General features: G+C 70.3%; 19 protein-coding genes. 3 read left to right on the top strand and 16 right to left on the bottom strand.

Features of this window, described 5'->3' with window-relative positions; translation table 11 throughout:
• Positions 1-581: 581 nt before the first annotated feature.
• From FGX59_RS19545 to FGX59_RS19525, 5 genes are read right to left on the bottom strand one after another with little or no spacing between them, the layout of a single operon-like run.
• Complete coding sequence (locus tag FGX59_RS19545; protein WP_138468808.1) at positions 582-2,318, bottom strand: hydantoinase B/oxoprolinase family protein; 1,737 nt, start codon at positions 2,316-2,318, stop codon at positions 582-584.
• 9 nt (positions 2,319-2,327) lie between these two features.
• Positions 2,328-4,409: a hydantoinase/oxoprolinase family protein gene (locus FGX59_RS19540; protein WP_171060732.1), complete on the bottom strand. Its 2,082-nt coding sequence runs from the start codon at positions 4,407-4,409 to the stop codon at positions 2,328-2,330.
• A gap of 37 nt (positions 4,410-4,446) precedes the next feature.
• Positions 4,447-6,120 (bottom strand): ATP-binding cassette domain-containing protein, encoded by a 1,674-nt coding sequence (locus FGX59_RS19535; protein ID WP_138468807.1) that lies wholly within the window; start codon positions 6,118-6,120, stop codon positions 4,447-4,449.
• Positions 6,120-7,922 carry an ABC transporter permease gene (locus tag FGX59_RS19530; protein ID WP_138468806.1) on the bottom strand — a complete coding sequence of 601 codons (1,803 nt, stop codon included), beginning with the start codon at positions 7,920-7,922 and terminating at the stop codon, positions 6,120-6,122. The genes FGX59_RS19535 and FGX59_RS19530 overlap by 1 nt, the downstream gene beginning before the upstream one ends.
• Positions 7,923-7,958: 36 nt before the next feature.
• Positions 7,959-9,083 carry an ABC transporter substrate-binding protein gene (locus FGX59_RS19525; RefSeq protein ID WP_171060731.1) on the bottom strand — a complete coding sequence of 375 codons (1,125 nt, stop codon included), beginning with the start codon at positions 9,081-9,083 and terminating at the stop codon, positions 7,959-7,961.
• Positions 9,084-9,438: 355 nt separating this feature from the next.
• On the opposite strand from FGX59_RS19525, the gene FGX59_RS19520 reads away from it, so the two are divergent.
• From FGX59_RS19520 to FGX59_RS19510, 3 genes are read left to right on the top strand one after another with little or no spacing between them, the layout of a single operon-like run.
• A complete protein-coding gene (locus FGX59_RS19520) occupies positions 9,439-9,906 on the top strand; it encodes a hypothetical protein (protein ID WP_138468804.1) in 468 nt (155 codons plus the stop codon).
• Entirely contained in the window at positions 9,903-10,601 is a 699-nt protein-coding gene (locus FGX59_RS19515) for a DUF1028 domain-containing protein (RefSeq protein WP_138468803.1), read from the top strand. Before FGX59_RS19520 ends, FGX59_RS19515 begins: the two co-directional genes overlap by 4 nt.
• Before the next feature lie 54 nt (positions 10,602-10,655).
• Positions 10,656-11,363, top strand: a complete 708-nt coding sequence (locus tag FGX59_RS19510) for a DUF1028 domain-containing protein (RefSeq protein WP_138468802.1) — start codon at positions 10,656-10,658, stop codon at positions 11,361-11,363.
• 10 nt (positions 11,364-11,373) lie between these two features.
• On the opposite strand, the gene FGX59_RS19505 is transcribed toward FGX59_RS19510, so the two are convergent.
• Genes FGX59_RS19505 through FGX59_RS19455 form a run of 11 tightly spaced genes read right to left on the bottom strand, consistent with a single transcriptional unit; the run spans position 11,374 to position 22,211 of the window.
• Entirely contained in the window at positions 11,374-12,705 is a 1,332-nt protein-coding gene (locus FGX59_RS19505; RefSeq protein ID WP_138468801.1) for an amidase, read from the bottom strand.
• A complete protein-coding gene (locus FGX59_RS19500) occupies positions 12,705-14,018 on the bottom strand; it encodes a TRAP transporter large permease (RefSeq protein WP_138468800.1) in 1,314 nt (437 codons plus the stop codon). Before FGX59_RS19500 ends, FGX59_RS19505 begins: the two co-directional genes overlap by 1 nt.
• Before the next feature lie 10 nt (positions 14,019-14,028).
• On the bottom strand, positions 14,029-14,583 hold the full coding sequence (locus FGX59_RS19495) for a TRAP transporter small permease subunit (RefSeq protein ID WP_138468799.1): 555 nt from the start codon (positions 14,581-14,583) through the stop codon (positions 14,029-14,031).
• A 52-nt stretch (positions 14,584-14,635) separates the two neighbouring features.
• Positions 14,636-15,664, bottom strand: a complete 1,029-nt coding sequence (locus FGX59_RS19490; protein WP_138468798.1) for a TRAP transporter substrate-binding protein — start codon at positions 15,662-15,664, stop codon at positions 14,636-14,638.
• 25 nt (positions 15,665-15,689) lie between these two features.
• On the bottom strand, positions 15,690-16,442 hold the full coding sequence (locus FGX59_RS19485; protein ID WP_240722583.1) for an aspartate/glutamate racemase family protein: 753 nt from the start codon (positions 16,440-16,442) through the stop codon (positions 15,690-15,692).
• Positions 16,439-17,836: a dihydropyrimidinase gene (hydA, locus tag FGX59_RS19480; RefSeq protein ID WP_138468797.1), complete on the bottom strand. Its 1,398-nt coding sequence runs from the start codon at positions 17,834-17,836 to the stop codon at positions 16,439-16,441. The genes FGX59_RS19485 and hydA overlap by 4 nt, the downstream gene beginning before the upstream one ends.
• Positions 17,833-18,579 (bottom strand): aspartate/glutamate racemase family protein, encoded by a 747-nt coding sequence (locus FGX59_RS19475; RefSeq protein ID WP_138468796.1) that lies wholly within the window; start codon positions 18,577-18,579, stop codon positions 17,833-17,835. The genes hydA and FGX59_RS19475 overlap by 4 nt, the downstream gene beginning before the upstream one ends.
• Positions 18,580-18,611: 32 nt before the next feature.
• Entirely contained in the window at positions 18,612-19,499 is an 888-nt protein-coding gene (locus FGX59_RS19470) for a polysaccharide deacetylase family protein (protein WP_171060730.1), read from the bottom strand.
• 5 nt (positions 19,500-19,504) lie between these two features.
• Positions 19,505-20,305, bottom strand: coding sequence for an ABC transporter permease (locus tag FGX59_RS19465; RefSeq protein ID WP_138468794.1), 801 nt, complete (start codon positions 20,303-20,305; stop codon positions 19,505-19,507).
• Complete coding sequence (locus tag FGX59_RS19460) at positions 20,302-21,132, bottom strand: ABC transporter permease (RefSeq protein WP_138468793.1); 831 nt, start codon at positions 21,130-21,132, stop codon at positions 20,302-20,304. The genes FGX59_RS19465 and FGX59_RS19460 overlap by 4 nt, the downstream gene beginning before the upstream one ends.
• Positions 21,129-22,211: an ABC transporter ATP-binding protein gene (locus FGX59_RS19455; protein ID WP_240722581.1), complete on the bottom strand. Its 1,083-nt coding sequence runs from the start codon at positions 22,209-22,211 to the stop codon at positions 21,129-21,131. Before FGX59_RS19455 ends, FGX59_RS19460 begins: the two co-directional genes overlap by 4 nt.

Here is a 22,211-nt window from a genome sequence, read left to right as displayed (position 1 = left end):
TCGCGACCGCAAGCTTGTCCCTGGACATATCAATTCCGGCGCAGATCGTTCCATGGGCGTTCCGCATGTCGTCCTCCATCGCAAACGGACGGCACCCGCCGCCCCGCGATCAGGATGCAGACTGATCCGGCAGGACCGGTGAGAAAGACATGCGGTCTTGCAGTTGGCGGGCCGGGGCAGGGGGGCTCGGGTGCTTTTCCGTCCACGGCTGGCCGGTGTCCAGCGGCCACCCTGCGGCGGTACACAGGGTCTTGATGACCGGAAGGGCGAATTCGGCTCCGGCGTCAGATGGCGCTTTTCGCGCGATGCAGGTCGCCGGAGAAAATGCCAAAAGGGTCGAGACGCAGACGGAAACGCCGCCCGGGTCCATTCAGCCACATTTACCGGACATATGCCGAAGGGGAAGGGAGTGGCGCTTTTAGTCACAAAATGGCTGATTAAACGCCGCCACGATTTCAGGGTCCGCGATCTCCGGACTTGGCTGCGCCGCTGTCATCCGGGGCAGGATCAGGTCCGGCCGCCTGGCTGTCCGGCAATGCCGGGGATCACCGGAGCACCGCTGAGGGCGCTCCGGCAGAAGCTCACTTGGCCGGGTAGGGCGCGCCGGCGCGGAGCTCGCGCGTGGCCGCATGGTCGATCGCGGCGGCCTCTGCATCGAGCGCGACCTTGTAGATGCTGCGCGCGGCGCCGGGCGAGACCAGCCCATGGATCACGTCGCGCAGCACCGCCGCGGGATCGCGAAGGGCAGGGGCGCCGAAGCCGCCCGCGCCGGCCGTCCTGAGGCTGAGGATGTCGCCTTTCGCGAGCGAATAGGTGCCCTTCGAATGCAGCCGCCGCTCGCCCTGGGTGCCGGGATTGAGGATGGTCGCCGCCTTCGTTCCGGGCAGCCCGTCCTCGAGCCCGTAGGGCGCGGTCGCGTTGCGGTCGCCGAGATTGGTGACGAGCCCGTCCTCCGCCAGCAGCTCGACGTCCTTGCGCATCGCCATGCCGCCGCGGAACCTGCCGGCCCCGGCCGAGTCCGGGACCAGCTCCATCCGGTGGATGAAGACCGGCGCGTTCATCTCCTGCACCTCGACGGGCGTGTTGGTGCCGTTGGTGGGCGAGGTGGTCGCCTCCTGCCCGTCGCAATGGCGGTGCGCGCCGACCCCGCCGATCGCGGTCATCCAGGCCAGGAAGGGCTGGCCGGTATGCGGGCTGACCATGCCGCTGACCTTGGGATTGGTGAAGCCCGAGCTGGCCGCGATCACCCGTTCGGGCACGATCTGCGCCAGCGCGCCCATCACCACCTCGTAGATGCGGTTGGCATTGACCGCCCGCGCGCCGCTGGCCGCGCCGGGGCGGGGATTGACGTAGCAGCCCTCGGGCGCGCGGATGTCGATGCAGCGGATGATGCCGAAATTCTGCGCCGCCCTGGGCAGGGTCACCGCCTTGATCGCGGCGATGCAGTAAGAGCGGGTGTACTGCATGTAGGCGTTGATCCCGGCCGGGCGCTGGCCGTCAGTGCCCTCCCAGTCGCAGATGATCCGGCCGTCCTCGACGGTCAGGGCCAGCTTGAAGCGCACGGGCTCGGTGCCCGGTCCGGTATCGTCGAGCACGTCCTCGAAATGCCAGGTGCCGCGGGGCAGCTCGGCGAGGGCGCCGATCATGGCCTCTTCGCTGCGCGCGACGATCTCGGCCATGCAGTCGGCCAGCATGTCGGGACCGTAGTCGCGGGCCAGCGCCTGCATCCGCGCCACGCCGGTCAGGTTGGCGGCATACTGGGCATGCAGGTCGCCGAGCACGTCCTTGACGCGGACATTGCCCTCGATGATGCGCAGGATCTCGGTGACCGGCTCGCCCTGGCGGTAGAGCAGCACCGGCAGCAGCTTCAGCCCCTCCTGGCAGGTCTCGCTGACGCCGACGACCTCCTCGCTGCCCGGCGCGCTGCCGCCGACATCGATATGGTGGGCGATATTGACCGCGTAGCCGATCAGCCGTTCGCCGTGGAAGACCGGGGTGACCATGAAGATGTCGGGCAGGTGGCCCGAGCCGATGGTGGGGTCGTTGCAGATCACCGCGTCGCCGGGCTTCAGCGAGCCCTCGGGATACCAGGACAGCATGTTGCGGACGGTGAAGGCCATGGAGCCCAGATGCCCGGGGCTGTAGTCGCCCTGTGCGATCATGTTGCCCCGGGCATCGAAGACGCCGGTGGAGAAGTCCGAGCCCTCGCGCACGGTCATCGAATAGGCGGTGCGCAGCAGCGTGCTGCCCATCTCGGCGGCGGTGGACAGGAGGCCGCCCCAGACGACGGAGAAGGTGACGGGATCGATCGTGCTCATGGTCTGTCCTCAGTTCAGCGTGGCGACGAGGTTGCCGTGGCTGTCCACGGCGGTGTCGCTGTCGGGCGGCAGGATGATGGTGGACTCGCGCTCCTCGATGATGGCCGGGCCCGAGATGCGGTCGCCCGGGGCCAGGAGGTAGCGGTCATAGACCGGGCAGTCGGCGAAGCCGCCGGTTTCGGGGAACCAGACCCGGCGCGGGCCGCGCAGCGCGCGGGAGGCGTCGCCGGGACGCTGCGGCAGCGCGTCCATCGCCAGCGTCCGGCCGGTCGCCACCGCGCGCAGCCGCCAGTGCACGGCGAGGATCGTCCAGCCGGGATCGAAGGTGCGGTCGCCATAGGTGCGGGCATAGGCGGCGTGGAATGCGGCATGCAGCGCCGCGATGCCGTCCGCGGGATAGGGGCCCATCGGCAGCTCGACGGCGATCTCGAAGCCCTGGCCGCGGAAGCGCATGTCGCAGCTGGCCGAGAAGGCCTGGCGGTCGCTGGGCACGCCGGCCGCGTCAAGCTCCGCCCGGGCCTGCGCCATCAGCTCCTCCTGCAGCGCATTGATCGCGGGAAGGTTCTCTGCCGTCAGTTCCAGCACCTGGGTGCGGGCGAAATCGAGCGAGGGCTCCGCCATCAGCAGGCCGACCGCGCTTTCCACCCCGGCGGCGCGCGGGAAGACCACGCGCGGACAGCCGAGCATCCGCGCCAGCCGGCTGCCATGGACCGGACCGGCGCCGCCGAAGGGCACCAGCGCGAACTGCCGCGGATCCTTGCCGCGGTTGATGGTGACGGCGCGGGCCGCCTGCGCCATCTGCGCGGTGACGATCTCGTGGATGCCCCAGGCCGCCTCCATCACGTCGATGCCCAGCGGCACGGCGATGTCGCGCTCGATCGCGGTCAGCGCGGCTTCGGCATCGAGCTGCATCTCGCCGCCGAGGAAGTAGTCCGGGTTCAGGTAGCCCAGCACCAGGTCGGCATCGGTGACGGTGGCGCGGGCGCCGCCGCGGCCGTAGCAGGCCGGACCCGGCACCGAGCCCGCGCTTTGCGGACCGACCGCGATCGTGCCCAGCTCGACCCGCGCGACCGATCCGCCGCCCGAGCCGATCTCGATCAGGTCGACGGCGGGGATGCTGACCGGCAGGCCGCTGCCCTTCTTCAGATGGGCCATGTCGACCTCGAACTCGCTGGTCAAGAGCGGCTTGCCCTCCTCCACGAGGCAGAGCTTGGCGGTGGTGCCGCCCATGTCGAAGGAGATCAGGTTGTCGGTGCCGGCCGCCGGGGCGAAGCGCGCCGCGGTCAGCACGCCGGCCGCCGGGCCGCTTTCGATGATGCGGATCGGGAAGCGCTTGACGTTCTCGACATTCGCCACGCCGCCATTCGACTGCATGATCAGCATCGGCGCCTGCGCCCCCAGTTCGGCAAGTTGGCGGTCGAGCCGGTCGACATAGCTGGCCACGCCGGGCATCACGTAGGCGTTCATCACCGTGGTGCTGGTGCGCTCGAATTCGCGGTAGAGCGGCGAGACCTCCGAGGAGACCGAGACCATCAGCGCCGGCGCTTCCTCGGCCAGGATCTCGGCGGCGCGGCGCTCGTGGGCGGGGTTGGCGTAGCTGTGCAGGAAGCAGACCGCCACGGCCGCCGCGCCGCGCGCCGCGAGCTCGCGGGCGATCCGGCGCAGCGCCGCTTCGTCCATCGGGGCATGGACCTCGCCGGTCCACAACATCCGCTCCGGCACCTCGTAGACCCAGTCGCGCGGCACCAGCGGCGCGGGACGTCCGGCGAGGTTGTCATAGAGCTCGTAGCGCTTCTGCCGCCCGATCAGGATCACGTCGCGGAAGCCTTCGGTGGTCAGCAGCGCGGTCGGCGGACCCTTGCGCTCGATCACGGTATTGGTGGCGATGGTGGTAGCATGGACCACCTCGGCGATCTCGGCGGGGCTGCGGCCGCTCTGGCCGACCCGGGCGAGCAGCCCCTCGATCACCGCGCGGGCGGGGTCGTCGGGGGTGCTGAGCACCTTGCCGATGTCGAACTGGCCGGTTTCGGGATCGAGCACGGCGAAATCGGTGAATGTGCCGCCGATATCGACGCCAACGCGCAAGCTCATGGTCTGGACTCCTGGAAAGGTCCGGCGCGCGGCCGGGTCAGTTGCTGGCGCAGAGCGGGGAGGCGCCCTGCGGATCTTCGGGGGCGGCCGCGGCGCCGCCGAGATAGGCGTCGCGCACGGCCGGGTTCTGGCGCAGATCGGCGGCGCGGCCCTCCATCGAGAGGGCGCCGTTTCTCAGCACATAGGCGCGGTCCACGAGCTCCAGCGCCTTGTTGGCGCTCTGCTCGACCATCAGGATCGTCAGCCCCTGGGACTTCCAGCGGGCGAGGATCTCGTAGACCCGGTCGACCATCATCGGCGACAGCCCCATCGAGGGCTCGTCGATGCAGAGGATCTGCGGCTTCCTCAGCCAGGCGCGGGCCATCGCGACCATCTGCTGCTCGCCGCCCGAGAGCGTGCCGGCGAGCTGGCCGAGCCGCTTGCCCAGCCAGGGGAATTCCGCGACCGCCTTCTCGATGTCGCGGTCGAGCTCGGCCTTCGGCGTCTGGCGGCGGGCATAGGCGCCCATCAGGATGTTGTCGCGCACGGTCAGCTCGGCGAACATCCGGCGCCCCTCGGGGATCGAGGCGATGCCCTGCTCGATGACGTCGGCGGTGCTCCTGGCCTCCATCGGGCGGCCATGCAGCAGGATCTCGCCGCGGCTCGGCCGGGCGAGGCGCAGCACGGTCTTGATCGTGGTGGACTTGCCCGAGGCATTGCCGCCGAGCACCGCCACCGCCTCGCCGCGGCCGACTTTCAGCGACAGGCCGAACAGCGCCTGCACCGCGCCGTAATGCACGTCGACATCGCGCAGCTCGATTGCCGGGCTCTCGGCCGGGCCGGGCATCGCGGCGGCGGGGGCATGGTCGAGATGCCCCTTGACGACGGCGCGCGAGGACAGGCTGCCGCCCTTGCCCAGATAGGCCGCGGCGACTTCGGAATGGGCGAAGGCGCACTCGGGCGTGTCGTCGACGATCACCGCGCCCTGGGCCATGACGACCGTGCGGCGCGCCAGCTTGCGGACGATGTCGAGCTTGTGCTCGACCATCAGGATCGCCATCCGCGGGAACCGCTCGCGCATCTCGATCAGCAGGTCCGCCAGCTCGTGGCTCTCGGTCGGGTTCATCCCGGCGGTCGGCTCGTCAAGAAGCAGCACGTCCGGCCCCGCGGCCAGCGCCCGGGCGATGTCGAGCCGTCGGCGGTTGGCATAGGACAGGCTGTGAGCGGGCTGGTCGCGGCGCGGCCAGAGCCGGTCGCCGAAGAGCTTCAGCACCTCCTCGGCGCGGGCATCGGCCTCCGCTGCCGCCCGGCGGTAGCGGCCGATCCCCAGAAGCGCGCCCAGGGGTTCGGCGATCGCGCCGAAGGCGGGACGGCTGCGGCCGCCGCCGATCAGCTGCCGTTGGGTGCCGATGCGAACGCTCTCGCCGATGGCGAGGCCGGGGAAGACCCGGCTGGTCTGGAAGGTCCGGCCGATCCCCAGCGCGGCGATCTCCTCGGGCTTGCGGCCGTCGAGCCGCGTGCCGCCGAAGGAGATCGTCCCGGCATCCGGCCGGCAGAAGCCCGTCACGGTCTGGATCAGCGTCGATTTCCCGGCCCCGTTCGGGCCGACGATGCCGACGAATTCGCCCGGCTCCACGGCAAGGCTGACGGCATCCACGGCCTTCAGCCCGCCGAAGGAGACGGTCACGCCGTCGATCACGAGGCCCTCGGCCTTTCCGGTCATGTCGAACATCAGTGCACTCCCGCGATGCCCTGCGGACGGAACCGCAGCGTGAGATAGAGGACGGCGCCGAAGAGGATCATCCGGAACTCGGCAGTGTCGCGCAGCGCCTCCGGCAGGACGATCAGCGCCAGCGCCCCGAGGACGGCGCCCGTCAGGTTGCCGAGCCCGCCGAGCACGACGATGGCGACCAGCAGGAAGGACGTGTCCATGCGGAAGCTGTCGGGGCTGATGAAGCGGTGCAGGAAGGCATAGAGCCCGCCCGCGAGCCCGGCGCAGAGCCCGGCGATGGCGAAGGCGATGACCAGGTAGCGGCGCACCGGCAGGCCCGCGGCATGGGCGGCGAGACGGTCCTCGCGGATCGCCCGCCAGCTCAGCCCGACCGGCGAGGCGAGAAGCCGCCCGAGCCCGGACACGGCGAGGACGAGCAGCGCCAGCGCCAGCCAGTACTGCGCCGCGACCGAGCTCATCGGCACCTCCGGCAGGAAGGACAGCGACGGGCGCGGGATGCCGAAGATGCCGTTCGGACCGCCGGTGACATCCGTCCAGTTGAGCATGGCCAGCCACAGGAGCATGCCCACCGCCAGGGTTGCCAGCCCGACGACATGGCCGGTGAGCCCGGAGGTGGCGAGCCCGACCAGCCCGGCAATCAGCGCGCAGCCGAGCGCCGCGGCGAGCAGGGCGAGATCGGCCGGCGCCCCGGCCTTGGCGAGGATCGCGGCGATATAGGCGCCGGCGCCGAAGAAGCCCGCGAAGCCCAGGAAGAGGATCCCGGCCGATCCCGAGAGCGGCAGCAGAGGCAGCAGCGCCAGAAGGCAGAGGCAGAGCGCGAGGGCGGGATAGGGCAGGGACAGGCGCCGCACGGCCGGCAGCGGCTGGCCGCCCTGGCCCATCAGGATGCTGCTCGAGGGCATGACGCCCGAGGCGCCGCGCGATCCGCCGAGCGCGTCGAGCCGCCTGTCGCCCAGAAGCCCCTGGGGCCGGAAGGTCACGATCAGAAGGAGGATGCCGAAGGCGACCATGTCGCGGAAGCCCTCGCCGACATAGCCGACCGCCAGCGCCTCGAACATGCCCAGCAGCAGCCCGCCGACCACGGCGCCGGGGATGCTCGAGAGCCCGCCGAGCAGCGCCGCGGCAAAGCCCTTCAGCCCGAAGGGGATGCCCATCTGCGGATAGACCGTCTGGTAGTACATCGCCACCATGATGCCCGCGACCGCGGCCAGCGCGGCGCCCAGCCCGAAGGCGAGGAGGCGCAGCCGCTCGGTCCGCACGCCCATCTGGCGCACGGCATCCATGTCCTGGGACATGGCGCGCAGCGCGCGGCCGTGCCAGCTGCGGGTCAGGAACAGCCAGAGCCCGCCCATTGCCGCCAGCGACACGGCCAGGATCGCCGCGTCCATGCCGGTGACATAGGCCGCGCCGATCCGCAGGCTGTACTGCGACAGCGGGCTGGGGAAGGGATGCGCCTCGGGCGACCAGACGATCTCGGCCGCCTGGTCGAGCATGAAGGTGATCGCCAGCGTCGACAGCAGCGGCGCGATGAAGGGCGCGTTCTCGAGCGGGCGCAGCGCCACCCGCTCGATCAGCATGCCGAGCCCGGTCGTGGCGACAACCGAGAGCGCGGCGGCCAGCACCAGCGGCAGGCCGATCATGGTGCCGGTATAGGCCAGGAAGGCCCCGAGCATCAGGAGCGAGCCCTGCGCGAAGTTGATCAGGTTGGTCACGCCGAAGATCAGCGCGAAGCCGATCGCGACGAGGGCGTAGACATTGCCGATCACCAGCCCGTTCAGGATCTGGCTGAGAAGTTCGATCATGGGAAAGGTCCCTGCTGGATGGCCGCCGGGGCGGGGTCAGTCGAAGGGCACGTAGGTGCCGTCCTTCACGACGATGTAGCTGATCTCGCGCGGGCCCAGATCGCCGCTGCCCTCGTAGTCGAGCGCGCCGCTCACGCCCTCGATCGCCGGCGCGTCGGCGATGCGGTCGCGGATGCCCTGCCGGGTCAGCGGCGTGCCCGCCTCGGCCAGCGCGTCCATCGCCGAGGTGACGATCAGCATCGCGTCCCAGGTGAAGGCGGAATAGTAGTTCGGCTCCTTGTCATAGGCCGCGCGGTAGGCCTCGGAGAAGTCCTGCGCCGCGGGCGCGCTTGCCAGGAAGGGGGTGGGCATAACCACGCCCTCGGCCGCGCCATTGGCCAGCTCGATGAACTTGGGATCGTTCAGCGTGTCGGTGGCGGCGACCTTCAGATCCGGATCGGCCTGGCGGAGCTGCTGCATGAAGAGCGCGGATTCCGCGTAGTGGCTGGCCAGGAAGACGCCGTCGGGCTCCGCCGCCAGCACCTTGGTGACGAGCGGGCGGAAATCGCGGGTCTCGGGGATCATCGCCTCGGACAGGACGACCTCCGCGCCGCGCTCTTCCAGCCGCTCGGTCATCATCTCGTTGGTGATCATGCCCCAGTCGTCCTTGAAATAGACGATGGCGATCTTCGTCATCCCCATCTTGTCCATCAGCATCGTCGTCTGGGGCTCGACCTGCGCGGCATGGGTCGGCGTGGTGCGGAACTGGTAGGGGCTGATCTTGACGTAGTCGGGATGGCCCGCCGTCGGGGCGACCTGCGCCAGATGCGCCTCGGCCAGGATCGGTCCGGCGGCCATCGACTCGGTCGAGGTCTGGCCGCCGATCACCGCCAGGACGCTGTCGTCCGAGGCGAATTTCTGGGCGATGTTGGCGGCCTCGCGGGGATTGCCGCGGCTGTCCTCGATCATCAGCTCCAGCGGATGGCCGCCGATGCCGCCATCGGCATTGACCCCCTCGGCAAAGAGCGTGGCGGCTTCGCGGAACCGCGCGCCGAGGGCGGAGCGCTCGCCCGACATCGGTCCGAAGACGCCGATGACGACGGGATCGGCGGATTGCGCATGGAGGGCGGTGCCGGATGCGGCCGCGGCGAGAAGGGCGGCGAACAGGGCGGTTCTCTTCAAGGGACTCTCCTGGGCTGTTGGGTGACTCGAGGTCTGGCGCCTCATGTGAAAAGTTTAGGAGCTAAAAACGGACTCACTCAAAATGAAAAATAGGGTTCATCGGCGCAAGTTGCCCCGCAGGTCCGGCGACTGCCCGCAAAACGGGCGAAATCTACGGCAATCTTGCCATGATTGCCATATTTCGCGCCGAAAAGCCGCTGAGATGCACAAGTTCCACCGCTGGCCTCCGATCGGTATCCGGGCCTCCAGGCTCCCTCGCGAGGCGCATGGCGGCAAGTTCACCTGTTTAACGGCGGTTTTTAGGCTACTAAACAAATGGCTTGCGAAGCGGCAGTGAATCGGCTCATGTCGCAGCATGAAGAAATCACGGAAATCCTCTGGCTCGACCGGCCGCTCCTTCGAGCTCTTCGACGAGCAGATGCCGGTCCGGCGCTACAAGCTGCTGCTGCAGGCCTTCCTGAAGCGGCGCGGGCCGGGCGCGCGGCAGGCGATTGCCGAGACGCTGGGCCATACCCGCAGCTTCGTGACCCAGATCACCAGCCCCGCCTATGACATGGCGATCCCGGCGGCGCAGGCGCGCGCCATCGTGCGCATCGCCGAGCTGACCGCGGAAGAAGAGCGCGTCTTTCTCGAGGCCTATGTCGCCGCACATCCCGACCGCGCGCCGGAGCTCTACGCCCAGACCCATGGCGGCCTTTCCATCGCGGTGCCCGAGCTGCAGGACCCCGCGGCGCAGGCGCGGATGGAGGCGCTGATCCGCAGGCTGGCCGAGGACGTGATCGACAGTTTTCTCGAGGCGCAGCAGAGGGAGAAGGGCGCATGAATGTCGATCTGGCGCACAAGGGCACGATGCTGTCCGTGCTGGCCTGCGATCCGGCCACCGGCACGCTGGGGATTGCGCTGGCCTCGAGCTCCATCGCCATCGGCTCGCGCTGCCCGCATCTGGAAACCGGGCGCGCCGCGCTGACCAGCCAGGGCTTCACCAATCTCAAGGTCGGGCCGCTGGCGCTGGACCTGATCCGCTGCGGGCTGAGCAGCGAGGAGGTGCTGGAGGCGCTGCGCCAGCATGACCGCTGGCTGGAATACCGCCAGATCGGGATCATCCGCGCCGACGGGCAGGCGGCCGCCTATACCGGCAGCATGGCCCGCGGCTGGGCCGGCCATCTCGCGGCGGAGAACCTGCTCTGCCTCGGCAACGGCCTGCCGGAGCAGGGCGGCGCGCTGGAACTGGCCGCTGCCGCCTGGGCGGCGCATCCGGGCCTGCCGATGGACGAGCGGCTGCTGCGCGCGCTGGAATCGGTGAAGGCCGCGCTCGGGGCGGGCTTCCCGGTGGTGTCGGCCTCGCTCCTGATGCGCAGCCCGCAGGAGGAGAGCCAGATCGACCTGCGGGCCGACATGCCCTCCCGCCCGGTGGAGGACGGCGGCAACGCGCTGGCCGATCTGCGCCGACTCCATGCCGAATACCTGCCGCTTGTCGAGATCTACGCGGCCCGCTCGGTCGCGCCCCAGCCGTTCTGAGCAGCGCGCCGCCATGCGCCCCCTGTCCCGCCGTCCCAGCCAGAGGAGTTCCGGATGACCTTCACCATCGTTGCGCACGAGCCCGAGACCGGCAATCTCGGGGTCTGCCTTGCCACCAGCCCGCTCGGCGTCGCCTCGCGCTGCCCGCATGTCAGGGGCGGCGTGGCGGCCATTTCCTCGCAGTGCCATTCCGACTGGCGCCATGGCATGGCCGGGCTGAAGCTGGCAGAGCAGGGCTGGGCGCCCGCCCAGATCCTCGGCGCGCTGAAGCAGAAGGATCCGTTCTTCGACTACCGCCAGATCGGCATCGTCACGGCCGATGGCCGCGCCGTCGCGCATAGCCCGTCGCTCGGCGCGCCCTGGACCGGGCACCGCGTCGGCGCGGGCTTCGTCGCCATGGGCAACAACCTGGCGGGACCGGGCGTCGTCGCGGCGATCCATGACAGCTTCGCCGCCTCGGGCGGCACGGAATTCGGCGAGCGGCTGGTGCGCGCCATCGAGGCCGGCTACGCCGCGGGCGGCGAGACGATCGGCCAGCGCTCCGCCGGGCTGGTGATCTGCGCGCCGGGCATCGAGCGGCCGCTGATCGACATCCGCGTCGACATGGCCAACCCGCTGCCCGAGGAGGGCGGCGATGCGGTGCGCGACCTGCGGCGGCTCTTCGACGCCTATGGCCCGATCGCGCCCTATTATGCCGAGGCCTGGCTCGACGATCCCGAGCTTTCCGTCGCCGAGTTCACGGCCCGCAGGGCCTCGGCCTGACGGGCCGGGGTCAGATCGCGCCGGGCGCGCGGAAGGGCGGGGCGACCGCCTCGCCGAGCGTCATCAGCGCGGCTTCGCTGCCCGGCGGACCGACAAGCTGCATGCCGATGGGCAGGCGTCCGGAAGCGGAGGCGGGGAAGGCCAGCGCCGGCAGCCCCGCGGCATTGACCCAGCCGGTATAGACCGCATGGCCGCGCGGCCCGGCCTCCTGCCCGTCGATGACGGGCGGGAAGGCCTCGGCGGCGGGCCAGGGATGGGCGGCGGAGGCCGGGGTCAGGATCGCGTCATGGCCCCAGAGCGTCCGGGCCGCCTCGCGCAGGGCGAAGACATGACCGAGGATCCCGTAGAGCAGCGTCGCCGGGGCGGCCGCCCCGCGCGCGGCCATCTCGCGGTATTTCGGGGCGGCGGCGGCGCCGACGGCCGGGTCCTCGGCGAAATAGCGCGCCAGTCCGATTTCGCCGATCCGGCTCCACTCTGCGTTGAGCGGGGCGAGGTCATGGGGCAGCGGGCCCTCCTCGACCGCGTGCCCGGCGCGGCGCAATGCGTCGATTGTGGCCTCGAAAGCGGCGATGATCTCCGGGTCGCAGGGGGCGCCGGGCATGCGGGCGACGGCGAGGATGCGCGACGGGCGCGCGGGCGCGCCGGCGGCCCAGCCGGAAAGCACGGCATCGAGCAGCCGCAGGTCGCGGACCGAGCGGGCGATGGGGCCGGCCACCTCGAAATCGAGAAGCACCTGCGCCAGCCCGCCGCCGCGGGGGACGTGGCCGATCCCGGGCTTCAGCCCGCAGAGGCCCGTGTACCCGGCAGGCCGCCGGATCGAGCCGCCGCCATCCGTGCCGAGCCCGGCGAAGGCCATGCCTGCCGCGACCGCCGCGACCACGCCGCCAGAGGAGCCGCCGGGCGTCAGCGCCGGGTCGTAGGGGTTGCGCGTCACGCCGAAGGTCAGGTTGTCCGTATAGCCCTCGACCGCGAATTCCGGCGTGTTGCCCTTGCCGGTGACGATCGCGCCCGCGCGGCGCAGCGCGGCCACCGGCAGCTCGTCATGCTCCGGCACCCGGCGGGCAAGTTCGGCATTGCCCCAGGCGGCGGGCAGCCCGGCGCTGACCAGATTGTCCTTGATGATCACCGGCAGCCCGTCGAGCGGCCCGAGAGGCGTTCCGGCCTTCCAGCGCGCGGCGGAGGCCTCCGCTTCGGCCAGCGCGGTCGCGGAGCGCGCCGAATGGGCGTTGAGCACCGGCTCGAGCGCGTCGATCCGGGCCAGCGTCGCGGCCATGGCCGTTGCCGGATCTGCCGCGCCGGACGCGAAGTCGGCAAGGAGGGCGGTGGCGTCTTGGTCCGTCATCAGAACAGGGTCTCCGGCAGCCAGAGCGCAATGCCGGGCCAGAAGACCAGCAGCGCGGTGAAAAGGAGCATCAGCATCGCATAGGGCACGGCGCCCTGCACCACGTCGGAGAACGGGCCGCCATCGCTGCGCACGCCCTGCACGACATAGAGGTTCATGCCGACCGGCGGGGTGATCATGCCGAGCTCGCTCATCAGCACGACGAAGATGCCGAACCAGACCGGGTCGATCCCCGCGGCGGTGACGATCGGTACGACGACCGGGATGGTCAGCACCTGCATCGAGAGCACGTCCATGAACATGCCGAGGATCAGGTAGAAGACCATCAGCGCGAAAAGGAGCGCAGTGGGCGACAGGCCCAGCCCCGCCACCCAGGCCGACATCGTGCCGGTGATGCCCCCGAGCGCCAGCGTCACGTTCAGCGTGAAGGCGGCGCAGATGATCAGAAGGATCATGCCGGTGGTCTTGGCGGTCTGGCGGAAGCAGGTGTCGAGGAAGGCGAAGCTCAGCCGCCCCTCGCGCCAGACGAAGAGCAGCGCGACGATCACGGCCAGCGCGGCGCTTTCGGTCGGGGTGGCGATGCCGAGATAGATCGAGCCCATGACGATCAGGAAGACGGTGGCGGCCGGGATCAGGTGGAGAAGCGCGCGGAGCTTCGCCTCCAGCGGCACCTCGGCTTCGGGGCGAGAGGCGTCGGCAAGGCCGCGGCGGCGCAGCCAGAGGCTCTCGCCCGTCACGAAGGCCATGAAGAGGAGCGTCAGCAGGATGCCGGGGATCACGCCCGCGACGAAGAGCTGCCCGACCGAGACCGAGGCGAGCGAGCCGTAGACCAGGAGGTTGACCGAAGGCGGGATCAGGATGCCCAGCGTGCCGCCCGCGGCGAGCGAGCCGAGCGAGCGGGCCGGCCGGTAGCCGCGCTCGCCGAGCGCGGGCAGGGCGACGGTACCGACAGTCGCGGCCGTGGCGACGGACGACCCGGAGGTGGCGGCGAAGAGCGCGCAGGATCCGATATTGGTGTGCAGGAGCCCGCCGGGCAGCCGTCCGAGCCAGAGCGCCAGCGCGCCGTACATCCGGTCCGCCATGCCGGAGCGCAGGAGCAGCTCGCCCAAGAGGATGAAGAGCGGGATCGCGGTTAGGACGCTCTCGTTCGAGACGCCCCAGAGCACCGGCCCCATGCTGTTCAGGAGCACCGGCCCGTAGAGCAGCATGCCGCCGGCGACGCCGAGCGCCACCATGACCACGGCGACCGGCAGCCCGATCAGCAGGAGCCCCATCATCACGGTGAAGCCGAGGAGGATGTCGATGATCGTCATGGCAAGGTCCTCAGCGCGCGCGGAGCTGGTCGAGTTCCTCGGACAGCTCCTCTTCGGCGGATTTCGGATTGAACTCGGCGGCGACCTCGCGGATGCGTCCGCGGGCGACCAGCGCCGCGGCGCGGAAGGCGAGCCAGAGCGAGGCGGCGGCGAAGAGCGCCAGCGCGCCGTACCAGGCCGCCTGCGGCCAGATCAGCGGCGTGCGCCAGGGCGTGGCGGCGGTCGACTTGTAGGCGATCGTATCGGAGATCACGCCCCAGCCGACATGGAGGAAGAAGAGGCCGAGCAGCCCGAGGCTGAGCACCGAGGCGAAGTCGATCCAGGCCTGCAGGGCCAGGGGAAAGCGGCGGTGCAGCACGTCGATGCGCACATGCGCCCGGTCGACGAGGGCGACGGTGAAGGCGGCGGTGGCGCCGAAGGCCAGGATGTAGCCGCCCAGCTCGTCCGCGCCCTGCAGCGAGGTGTTGAAGGCCTTCCTCAGCACCGTTTCCAGCGCGACGAAGCCCGAGAGGAAAAGGAGCGCGGCCCCGAAGAGGCGGCTGATCCAGGTGGCGAGGCGGTCCATGGCGTCATCCTTGGGGGTGGACCCGCGCCCGGGAAGGCGCGGGCGAGGGGGATCAGAACTGGTAGTTCGTGCCCACGGTCTCCATCCAGGAGGCCGAGCAGTCGGGGTTCACCGCGTCGCAGGTTTCCTTCCAGGCGGGGAAGGAAACGTCGGTCACGGCGGTGCCGATCAGCTTGACGTCCGCGTCGGAGGGCTCGACCAGCTTGAGGTCGTATTTCGTGCCGGTCTCGCAGGTTTCGCCGCCGGTATTGCAGCTGACGGCATCGACGAAGAGCTCCTCGGAATAGGCCCAGATCTTGTCGGAAAGCCCGTCGAAGGCGGCCTGCAGCTTCTCCTGGTCTTCCGCGGAAAGCTTGTTCCAGGTGTCGAGATTGATGCCGTAGCCGTTCATGGCCAGCTGGAAGGCGATCGGCATCATGTAGGAGGTGACCTCCGGCCAGCCGGCCGAATTCGCCGAGGACGGGCCGGTGATGGCGCAATCGACCACGCCGCGGGCCAGCGACTGCTGCACTTCGGGGAAGCTCAGCGGAACCGGCGTGCCGCCGAGCAGCGAGATGAAATTGGCGAGGTTCTGGTCGTAGACGCGGACCTTCAGCCCCTTGAGGTCGGACAGCGACGCGATCTCGGGTTCGCAGAACAGCACCTGCGGGCCGAAGGGCCAGACGCCGAGCAGCTTGGTGTTGAATTTCTCCTGAAGCTGGGCATCGACCTTGGGCGCGAATTCCTCCACCGTGCGTTTGCCGGTGGCGTAGTCGGGGTTCAGGCCCACCAGGTCGAGCCCGAGGATCGTCGGCTCGTCGCGGCTGACCTGGGAAAGCCGCAGCGAGACGATGTCGAAGAGCCCGCCCTTGAGGATGCGCAGCTGCTCGGTGTCCTTGATGCCGGTGACGTCGACCGGCTGGTAGTCGGCGGTGAAATCGAGCCCGGTCTCCTCGGCGAAATTCTCGAAGAAGGGCTGTTCCACGGTCTTCTGGATCAGGCCGGTGGCGACGGGCTGGCCCATCACCCGCAGGCTCTCGGCCGCGGCGGGCATGGCAAGGGCGGTCGCGGCAAGCGCCGCGGCGGTCAGGGTGGCTTTCATGATATCCCTCGTTGGTTGGTGGTGGTCAGTCAATCTCGGAGAATAGCCGGAACACGGAGCCCCAGCCGGTGACGCGCGCGGGGTCGAGCCCCATTTCGCGGAGCGAATGCGCGGCGGTGACGGAGATGGAGTCGAGCACGGGGATGCCGGTCTCGGCCTCGATCTCCTCCGCGACGGGGGCGCCGCGGAAATTGGTGCAGACGACGGCGATGGCGTCGGGCTTCGCCTTGGCGACCTCGCGGATCATGGCGGCGACCTGCGCGGGCGGGTAGGTGGCGAAGGAGTAGTTGCCCTTGTCCTCCAGCCGCGCCTCCGCGACCACCTCGATCCCTTGGGCCGCGTAATTCGCCTGGATCAGCGTCTGGATCTCGCCCAGATAGGGCGTGACGAGGCCCAGCCGCTTGACCCCGAGCCCGCGGAAGGCGCGGTCGAAGGCCAGCATGGTGGAAGAGGCCGGGATGCCGGTGCGCCCGGTGATCGCCGCGCAGAGCGCGCGGTCCTTGTCGAGCCCCAGCCAGGCCGCCGAGGTGCCGTTCCAGCAGATCAGCCGCGGATGGCATTCGGCCAGGCGCTCGGCGGCCTCGAGGATCGGGGCTTCGGTGAACTGGGTCTGCGAGGCCGCGGACATGGAGATCTCCACAACGCGGAAGCGGCCGAAATGCGCGCTGGCCTCTTCGCCGAAGGGGGCGAACATGGCGGAGGTATAGGGCTCCAGCGCGGTATTGGAGGAGGGCGTCAGCATGCCGGCGCGGGCGCCGTCGATCAGGGGGAAGGTCACAGCAGGGTCTCCGGGGCTGTTCGTTCGAGATGGCGGCCGGCGGGCGGGCCCGCGGGCTCTCCGCCGAGCATCACGGTCTGCCCGCGCAGGAGGGTGCGGACCGGCCAGCCGGTGACCTCGAAGCCCTCCCACGGGGTGTAGTCGGAGCCGTGATGCAGCCCGGTCTGGCGGATCGGTTTCGTCAGGGACGGGTCCCACAGCGTGATATCGGCGTCCTTGCCGACCATGATCGCGCCCTTCGTCGCCAGCCCGTAGAGACGGGCATGGTTCGTCGAGGTGATCGCGGCGAAGCGTTCCAGCGAGATCCGGCCTTTCATGACGCCTTCGGAGAAGAGGATCGGCAGCCGCGTCTCCACCCCCGGAATGCCGTTCGGGATATTGCGGAAGCTCGCCCGCGCGCCGGGTGCGTCCTTCCCGGCCGTGTCGGCGAAGCGGAACGGGCAGTGGTCGGAGGAGAAGAGCTCGAACGTGCCCTGCTCGATCCCGGCCCAGATATCCGCCCAGTTCTCCCGGTCGCGCGGCGGCGGCGAGCAGACGAATTTCGCCCCCTCGAAGCCCGCGCGATCCAGATCGTCTGCCGTCAGCGTGATGTATTGCGGGCAGGTCTCGGCAAAGACCTTCGCGCCGCGGGCGCGGCCGCGGCGGATCTCCTCGAGGCTCTCGCCATTCGAGACATGGACGATGGTCAGCGGCACATCGGCGATTTCCGCCAGGGTGATGGCGCGGTGGGTGGCCTCGCGCTCGACCGGGACGGGGCGGGTACGGGCATGCCAGACCGGCGCGCCTTCGCCCTCGCGATCGGCCCTGTCGCGCAGGAACTCGATCGCGTCCTCGTTCTCGGCATGCACCATCACCAGCGCGCCATGCGCCTTCGCCACGCTCATCACCTCGAGGATCTCGCGGTCCGTCAGCGCCAGCCCCTGGTAGGTCATGAAGACCTTGAAGCTGGTGTGCCCGGCCGCGATCAGCGCGGGCAGGTCCTGGCCCAGCGTGACCGGATCCGTGTCCTTGACGATCAGGTGGAAGGAGACGTCGCACATGCAGTTGCCGTCGGCCCTGGCGTGATAGGCGGCGACCGCCTCGCGCAGGCTCTGGCCGCCCTCGGGCAGGCAGAAGGGCAGGACAGTGGTGTTGCCGCCCGCCACGGCGGCGCGGGTGGCGGAGGCGAAATCGTCGGCCATCTCGATCCCGGGCCCCGAGGGCTGGGAGATATGGACATGGCTGTCGATGCCGCCCGGCATGGCGATCAGCCCGGTGGCGGCGATCACCTCGGCCGCCTCGGGCACATCCTCGCCCAGCCAGGTAATGCGGCCGCCGCGGATGCCGATATTGCACAGCGCGGCGCCCGCGGGCGTGACGGCGCGGGCGCCGAGGATCAGCGTGTCGAGGGTCACGGGCGGGCCTCCATGGCGATGGCGGCGGCCAGCGCCGGGGCGAGCCCGGCCGAGGCCTTGGCGGCGGGCTTCCAGGCGCGGCCGGCGAAGCCCGCGCCGAGCGTCGCGAGGGTCAGCGCCTGCGCGGTGGCGGCGGCGATCGGGTCGATGACCACGGCGCGGATCTCGGGGGCGACCTCGGGGGCGAGCCCCGCGAGCGGCGCGCCGCCCAGGATCACCACATCCGCCCCGTCCTCCTCGGCGGCGCTATTGGCGAGCCGGACCAGCTCGCCGCGCAGGCCGGTGCGGACATTGGCGACATCGACTTCGCGCGCTTCGGGCGTGCGGACCCCGGTGAAGCGCGCGCCGAGCCCGGTGGCGCGGATGCAGTCGTCGTACCAGCGCGTCATCAGCGGCGAGAAGGTGACGACCGAGAAGCGCTCGCCCAGCATGGCGGCGGACATGGCGGCGGCCTCGGCCATGCCGATCACCGGCAGGTCGAAGATCTCGCGCGCCCCGGCCAGGCCGGGATCGCCGAAGGCGGCGAGGATCACCGCGTCGATGCCGTCGAGATTGTCCGCGATCATCTCCAGCGCGATCGAGCCGCCGATCTGCGCCTCGGCGCGCGAGGCGATATAGGGGAAGCCGCGGGTGGCGGTCAGCGGCACGATCTCGGCGCGGTTGCCGGCGGTGGCACGGGCGATCACGGCCATCCGGTCGGTCATCGCGGCGGTCATGTTGGGGTTCACGAGCAAGAGGCGCATCGGTCGGTCTTTCTTGTCAGCGTCCTGAAGGGTCATGCGGCGGCTCCGCAGGCGGCGGCCCAGTGCCGGGCGATGTCGCGGCGCGGCGCGATCCAGACATCGCCGCGGCCCGCGACATGGGCGAGCAGGGTTTCCAGCCCGCCGATCCGGCCGGGCCGCCCGATCAGCCGGAGATGGAGACCCACGGACATCATCCGCGCCGCCTCCGCGCCCTCGGCGAGGAGCTGCTCGAAGGCGCCGGTCACGTAGTCGGAGAAGTCGCGCGGCTGCACGAAGCCGCCGCCCGGAGAGAACCGCATGTCGTTGGTGTCGAAGGCATAGGGCAGGATCACGTGGCTGCCCTCCATCCGCGGGATGTCGTCGTCATAGGCGTCGCTGTCATAGAGGAAGTCGCCGCGCGCCCGGAGCAGGGCCCGGGTCTGCGCCGAGGGCGAGGACCGGGTGTGCCAGCCGATCGGCGCGACCCCGGCCGCGGCGGCGATGGCGGCATGGGTGCGGGCGATCACGGCTTCCTCGGTCGCGGGATCCATGTTGGCGTGGCGCTCCCACAGCCAGCCGTGGCAGCTGACCTCGTGGCCGCGCGCGACCGCGTCCCGCAGGAGCCAGGGCGCGCGCTCGGCCACGCGGCCGCAGGCGGAGAAGGTCGCCTTGACCCCGTGCCGCTCGAACGCTCTGGCGATGCGGGCATAGCCCTGGCGCGTGCCGTAGGCGAAATGGCTCTCCATGCACAGATCGGGCGCGCCCCGGACCTCTTCGCGGATCTCGTAGGTGTCCTCGTTCCTGGGATCGCCGTCGCCGATGGAAAGCTCGGCGCCCTCCTCGACATTGACCACGAAGGACAGGGCGAGCTTTGCGCCGCCGGGCCAGCAGGGGGCGGGCTCCTGCCCGAAATAGCCGCGGAAATCGCGTCGGTCGGTCATGGCGGTCATCCCTGGATCATGCGGTTGAGGCCGACGGTGCGGGCGCCGAAGGCGAGCACCAGGATGGCGAGGAGGATCAGTCCCGTGGACATGGCGGCGAGCGAGGGGTCGGGCTGTTCCTCGAGATACTGCAGCATCTTGATCGGCAGGGTCTTGTTGCGCGCGTCGGTCAGGAAGATCGAGATCGGGTAGTTGTCCATCGAGGCCAGGAAGGCGAAGAGGCCGCCGGTCAGGTAGGCCGGCGCGAGGTTCGGGATCATCACCTTGAGGATGGATTTCGGATAGCTCAGCCCCAGCGTGCGGGCCGCGTCGATCAGCGAGAAGTCGAAGGCGTTCATCGCCGCCAGCAGCGTGCGCATCACGAAGGGCAGAGTGATGACGACATGGCCCAGCAGGAGCGACCAGTAGGCATCGCGCAGGCCGATATCGCGGAAGAACTGCAGGAGCGCGACGCCGACGACGAGGCCTGGCATCATCAGCGGCGAGACCGCGAAGGTGGCGATCGCCTCGCGGCCGCGGAACTGGCCGCGGGCCACGGCGATGGCGGCGAGCGTGCCGAGCACCAGCGAGGCCAGGGTCGAGGCCAGCGCGAGGTTCAGCGACAGGAGCACCGCGTCCCACAGTCCCTGGCGCGTGGCGGCCTCGGCATACCAGCGCAGCGACCAGCCGGGCGGCGGCAGCGTGTAGACCGGCGAGTCGGTGAAGCTGACGACGACGGTGATCACGATCGGCAGCATCAGGAAGGCGATGCAGGCGAAGCCCATGGCCCAGGAAAGGGCGAGGGCGAGGCGGTCGGCGCGGGTCATCGGCGGGCTCCCAGTCGCGCGGCCGCCCAGCCCGAGCCCAGCACAACGGCGATGGCGATGGCCAGCAGGATGGCGGCGAGGGTGGAGCCGAGCGCCTCGTTCCGCAGGAAGAGGAAGGAGCGGGCGATCAGCATCGACAGGTTCTGCTGCCGCTCGCCGACGATCAGCGAGGGGATCACGTACATCGAGACCGCCAGCGAGAAGACGAAGGCGGAGCCCGCGACGACGCCCGGCAGGGTGAGCGGCAGGGTCACGCGGGTGAAGCGGAACCAGGGGGTCGCGCCGAGGCTGGCCGCGGCCTCGGGCAGGCGGGCGTCGAGCTGGCGGATGACGGAATAGATCGGCAGCACCATGAAGGGCAGGAAGACATTGGCCGCGCCGACGACCAGCGCGGTCTCGGTGAAGAGCATGCGCACCGGGCGTTCCGTCAGGCCCAGCCCCATCAGCGCGGAGTTGAGCACGCCGTTGGCGCGGAACAGGATCGACCAGGCGAAGGCCTTGACCACCACGCCCAGCGACATCGGCAGGACCAGCGCGACCAGGAAGACGGTCAGCCAGATGCCCTTGGCCCGCGACATGGCGAAGGCGGTGGGATAGGCGATGACGAAGGCCAGAGCCGTGGTCAGCGCGGCGACCCGCAGGGTGCGGAAGAGGACGCGCAGATTGTACTCGTCGGCGAAGAAGGCGCGGTATTCGGCAAGGCTGAACCCGTCGGGCCCCTGCACCGATTTCGCCAGCAGCATCGCCAGCGGCAGCGCGTAGACGACGGCAAGGAAGCCGAGCGCCGGGACCGCGAGCAGCCCGATCCGGTCGAGCCGCCCGCTCATGCCGCCGCCTCGTGGATCAGCGTGTCGGCGACGCTCCAGCCCAGATCGACGGCGTCGCCGCGGGCCAGGCCGGTGCGGATGCCGGGCATCTCGCAGATCAGCCGGTCGCCCTCCTGCGCGGCGCCATGCAGCACGGTCTTGGAGCCCAGCACCATGGCGTCGGCCAGCTCGACCCGGATGGTGTTCTCGCCGGTTCCGGGGGCCACCAGCTCTGGGCGGACGCCGACCTGGACGGCGGTGCCCGGGGCGAAGCCGCCCGGCGCGGAGATCCGGCCATGGGCGGTCTCGACGATGCAGGTCTGCCCGCCGCTTTCGACGACCCGTCCGCCGAGCCGCATGGACAGGCCGACGAAATCCATCACGAAGGGAGTGGCGGGGCGGGCATAGAGCGTCGAGGGATCGGCGAACTGCTCGATCCGCCCGGCATTCATCACCGCGATCCGGTCGGAGACGCCCATCGCCTCCTCTTGGTCATGGGTGACGAAGATCGCGGTAATTCCGCGGTCGCGCAGCAGCGCCTTCAGCTCGACCTGCATGGTTTCGCGCAGCTTGCGGTCGAGCGCCGAGAAGGGCTCGTCAAGCAGCAGCAGGTCCGGCTGGACGACCAGCGCGCGGGCGACGGCGACGCGCTGCTGCTGGCCACCGGATAGCGCCGAGACCGGGCGGGTGGCGAAGGCGTCCATGCGCACGAGCCGCAGCGCCTCTTCCACCGGTCCGGCGCAGGCGGATTTCGCCGTGCCGCGGGCGCGCAGCCCGAAGGCCACGTTCTCGGCCACGGTCAGATGCGGGAAGAGCGCGTAGTTCTGGAACACCACCGAGATGTTGCGGCGATGCGCGGGCAGGCGGGTGATGTTGCGCCCGCCCAGCACCACGTCGCCCTCGTCGGCCTCCATCAGCCCGGCGATGATCCGCAGCAGCGTGGTCTTGCCGCAGCCCGACGGGCCGAGAAGCGACACCAGCTCGCCGCGGTCCATGCGGAAGTTCATGCCCGACATGACCCGCGTGCCGCGGAAGGACTTGGCCACGCCCCAGACGTCCAGATAGTGGCGCCCGGGCGCCGCGGAGGTCATGCCGGCCAT

The sequence above is a fragment of the Poseidonocella sp. HB161398 genome (assembly GCF_005870025.1).
Taxonomy (GTDB): Bacteria; Pseudomonadota; Alphaproteobacteria; order Rhodobacterales; family Rhodobacteraceae; genus Mangrovicoccus.
The sequence above is the reverse complement of the archived record's forward strand: the minus strand, read 5'-3'. Positions and strand labels throughout refer to the sequence as shown.

Bases quoted from the DNA above. Each gene is read 5' to 3' on its own strand.
- FGX59_RS19535 (WP_138468807.1), bottom strand. From the start codon at position 6,120: ATGTTCGACATGACCGGAAAGGCCGAGGGCCTCGTGATCGACGGCGTG.
- FGX59_RS19460 (WP_138468793.1), bottom strand. From the start codon at position 21,132: ATGAGCGGGCGGCTCGACCGGATCGGGCTGCTCGCGGTCCCGGCGCTC.
- FGX59_RS19530 (WP_138468806.1), bottom strand. From the start codon at position 7,922: ATGATCGAACTTCTCAGCCAGATCCTGAACGGGCTGGTGATCGGCAAT.
- FGX59_RS19495 (WP_138468799.1), bottom strand. From the start codon at position 14,583: ATGGACCGCCTCGCCACCTGGATCAGCCGCCTCTTCGGGGCCGCGCTC.
- FGX59_RS19545 (WP_138468808.1), bottom strand. From the start codon at position 2,318: ATGAGCACGATCGATCCCGTCACCTTCTCCGTCGTCTGGGGCGGCCTC.
- FGX59_RS19500 (WP_138468800.1), bottom strand. From the start codon at position 14,018: ATGACGATCATCGACATCCTCCTCGGCTTCACCGTGATGATGGGGCTC.
- FGX59_RS19510 (WP_138468802.1), top strand. From the start codon at position 10,656: ATGACCTTCACCATCGTTGCGCACGAGCCCGAGACCGGCAATCTCGGG.
- FGX59_RS19465 (WP_138468794.1), bottom strand. From the start codon at position 20,305: ATGACCCGCGCCGACCGCCTCGCCCTCGCCCTTTCCTGGGCCATGGGC.
- FGX59_RS19475 (WP_138468796.1), bottom strand. From the start codon at position 18,579: ATGCGCCTCTTGCTCGTGAACCCCAACATGACCGCCGCGATGACCGAC.
- FGX59_RS19490 (WP_138468798.1), bottom strand. From the start codon at position 15,664: ATGAAAGCCACCCTGACCGCCGCGGCGCTTGCCGCGACCGCCCTTGCC.
- FGX59_RS19470 (WP_171060730.1), bottom strand. From the start codon at position 19,499: ATGACCGACCGACGCGATTTCCGCGGCTATTTCGGGCAGGAGCCCGCC.
- FGX59_RS19520 (WP_138468804.1), top strand. From the start codon at position 9,439: ATGAAGAAATCACGGAAATCCTCTGGCTCGACCGGCCGCTCCTTCGAG.
- FGX59_RS19515 (WP_138468803.1), top strand. From the start codon at position 9,903: ATGAATGTCGATCTGGCGCACAAGGGCACGATGCTGTCCGTGCTGGCC.
- FGX59_RS19540 (WP_171060732.1), bottom strand. From the start codon at position 4,409: ATGAGCTTGCGCGTTGGCGTCGATATCGGCGGCACATTCACCGATTTC.
- FGX59_RS19505 (WP_138468801.1), bottom strand. From the start codon at position 12,705: ATGACGGACCAAGACGCCACCGCCCTCCTTGCCGACTTCGCGTCCGGC.
- FGX59_RS19455 (WP_240722581.1), bottom strand. From the start codon at position 22,211: ATGGCCGGCATGACCTCCGCGGCGCCCGGGCGCCACTATCTGGACGTC.